Below are 2,831 nucleotides of genomic sequence, written 5' to 3' on the forward strand. Positions count from 1 at the left end.
GTATGAGCGTTTCTTTTTCCAATCCGTTTCGGTCGTACTGGATGGCGGGTTACGAATGCACCGACAAACTCAACGCCTGGGGAAACCGGGTCGACTTTCTGCAGATTACGGGGCATTTGGACTGCCTGGACGAAGACTATGGGGCCCTGGCTTCCTTTGGCATTCAAACCGTTCGGGAGGGCATTCGCTGGAGCCAGGTCGAAACCCGGCCCTATCACTATGATTGGCAAACCCTGGCCCATCTCATCAGGCGGGGGCGGGTGGCCGGGATTCAGCAATGCTGGGACCTGTGTCACTTCGGATTTCCGGACGATCTGACGCCCCTGCACCCGATGTTTGCCCGACGCTTTGCGGCTTTGTGCCGAAACTTTGCGTTGTTTTACCGCTCCATCGACGCTGACAGTCCGCTGATTGTCACGCCCATCAACGAGGTCAGTTTCCTGTCCTGGCTGGGGGGCGATGCCCGGGGGACGTCGCCGTATTGCATCGGGCAGGGCTGGGAAGTCAAATACCACCTGATGCGCGCCTACATCGAAGGGGTGGCGGCCCTGCGGGAAGTCGATGCCGGCGTCCGGATTCTGACGACCGAACCGCTGATCAACCGGGTGGCTCCCCTGAACGCTACCGATGAACAGATTGCCCAGGCCAACCGGGCCCACCAGAATCAATTTCAGGCCACGGACATGCTGTGTGGCCGAATGTGCCCCGAGTTGGGCGGGCGGGCCGAGTATCTGGATCTGGTCGGCCTGAATTTTTATTACAACAATCAGTGGATCTGCGATACGTGTGAGCTTTTACCCTGGCTCAATGAGCAAAACGATCCGCGCTGGCAACCCCTGCGGACCTTACTGCATCAGGTGTACCAGCGCTACCAGCGCCCCCTGGTCCTGTCCGAAACGAGCCATCCCGGCCAAGACCGCCCGCGCTGGATTCAGTTTATTGCCAATGAATGTGCGGCAGCCTGGCAGCAGGGCCTCCCGCTCTGGGGCCTTTGCCTGTATCCGATCATCGACCGGCCCGACTGGGATCAGCTGACCCCCTGGCACCGGTCGGGCCTGTGGGATGCCGAACTGAAGCCCGACGGGACGCCCACTCAGTATCCGCCCCGCCGGGTTCTCAACCAGCCGTATGCCCATGCCCTGCGCCAGGCTCAGCGCCAGCTGGCAACGCTGCAAAACGCCCTGCGGGCAAACCGGGGCTGAGGTGCCCTGCCTGGACCGCGGGCACCCCCCGGTGGCCGTTCAGCAGGAAAGCGCCTGGGTGCGCAGGGGCGTACCCGGGGCGGGGGGCAGATTGGCCACGATGAGCCTGTGCATGGCGTTCCAGGTCTGCTGCCAGGATTGCTGGCCTAACTGCTCATCGACGCGGTTCCAGGCGGTTTGCGAGCGGGTTTGCAGCAAGGCTTCGATGGCCGTTTCGAACGCTTCCGGCGTTTCGGCAATCCGCAGCGGGCCGCAGCTGCCGTAGGTTCGCACCACATCCCGAATGGGGGAGGAAACCACGGGCAGCCCGGCGGCCAGGTATTCCGGGGTTTTGGTCGGACTGATAAAGCGGGTCGATTCGTTGCGGGCAAACGGCAAGAGGGCCACCTGCCAGTTGCTGAAATAGGCGGGCAACTGGTCGTAGGGTTTCAGGCCCAGGTAGTGCAGATTCGGTCCCTGCGGCAGCGTCGCGGGGTCAATCTTCACGACCGGTCCCAGAAAAACGAACTGCCAGTCGGGCCGGTTCTGGGACAGTTTTCGCAGCAGGGCAATGTCCAGCCGTTCGTCGATGACGCCACTGTAGCCGATGCGGGGAAACGACAGGGTCTTCTGGTCGGCCGGATCGGCCAGTGCTTGCCGGGCCTGGGCAAAATGCTGCGTATCGATGCTGCTGGGAAAGGCATGGACCGACGGGTGCAAGGGCTGTTTGGCTTCGAACAGACTAACGCCACCGGTAAACACCAGAGTGGCCCGCTGGATGAGCTGCTTCTCGTATTGCCGCAATTGGGGGGGAGCTCCCTGAAACGCGGCCAACTCGTCCATGCAGTCATAGACCGTAACGCGGGGGCGTAAATGGTCGGTAAAGGCCAGTGCCATCGGGGTGTAATACCAGGCGATGAAATCGGTGATGCCCTGTTGCCGCAACCACTCATTGAGCAGCCCCCGTTGCAGGTGGCAGGCGGCATCTTGGCCGCTTCCGGCTGGCAGGTGGGGCACCAGGACGCACATTCGGGAATTGAGGGCCCGAATTTCCAGCCAGGCGTGGGTATCCCCAACCGGTTCTTCCCAGAACCAGATCCGGTAGTGCGGGCTGGCCTGGCTCAGCAGGTGTTGCGGCCGCTGGTAGACAAAATCCCAGCGCAGGTGGGAAAAGCACAGTAAATCACCAGGGGGGGCCAGGGGATCCTGGCGCTGATGGGACGCGAAAGCGGGTATTTCCAGGGCCCCTGGCCGGGTGCCGGTACTCATTGGGAGAATTGACATACGCTAAAAGAGAAATGGATGGTCCAAAGGTGCACGTTCTGCTTAGCGAGGGGCTGGCAGGTGCTGCCGGATATGTTCGTAAACCGATTTCATTTCGAAAGGGCAAACGGGGGCTTGGTCAAATGAGGGACCGGCCCTGCAGCCATCGATGTTGGGTCGGCCTAGGGTGTTTGGGGGCCGCCCCGGGTGGTGGTTTTCCGTTTCGAAGGCGAAGGCGGGTTGGAGGGGTAGCGGTCTGCCCGGCCGGTTACGGCGCTGGACGTGCTTCCTTAGCACCGTAACGCAGGAGATGGCGATCAGCCACCAGGCTCTGCTGTGGCCGCATCCCGGTTTTTGCTCGGGGGCTTACTGGGCAGCAAGGCCCGG

At 62.0% G+C, this 2,831-nt stretch carries 2 protein-coding genes; one reads left to right on the top strand and one right to left on the bottom strand.

Annotated elements, in window-relative coordinates:
- The first annotated feature begins 2 nt into the window (after positions 1-2).
- Positions 3-1,202 (top strand): amine oxidase, encoded by a 1,200-nt coding sequence (locus EHT25_RS00225; RefSeq protein ID WP_124868876.1) that lies wholly within the window; start codon positions 3-5, stop codon positions 1,200-1,202.
- Positions 1,203-1,241: 39 nt separating this feature from the next.
- Here the strand turns inward: EHT25_RS00225 and EHT25_RS00230 are convergent, their stop codons facing one another.
- The gene (locus EHT25_RS00230; RefSeq protein WP_124868880.1) at positions 1,242-2,465 is read right to left on the bottom strand and encodes a glycosyltransferase family 1 protein; all 1,224 of its coding nucleotides are present in this window, start codon (positions 2,463-2,465) and stop codon (positions 1,242-1,244) included.
- Between the last annotated feature and the right edge of the window lie 366 nt (positions 2,466-2,831).

The sequence above is a fragment of the Larkinella rosea genome, assembly GCF_003858635.1.
Lineage (GTDB): Bacteria > Bacteroidota > Bacteroidia > Cytophagales > Spirosomataceae > Larkinella > Larkinella rosea.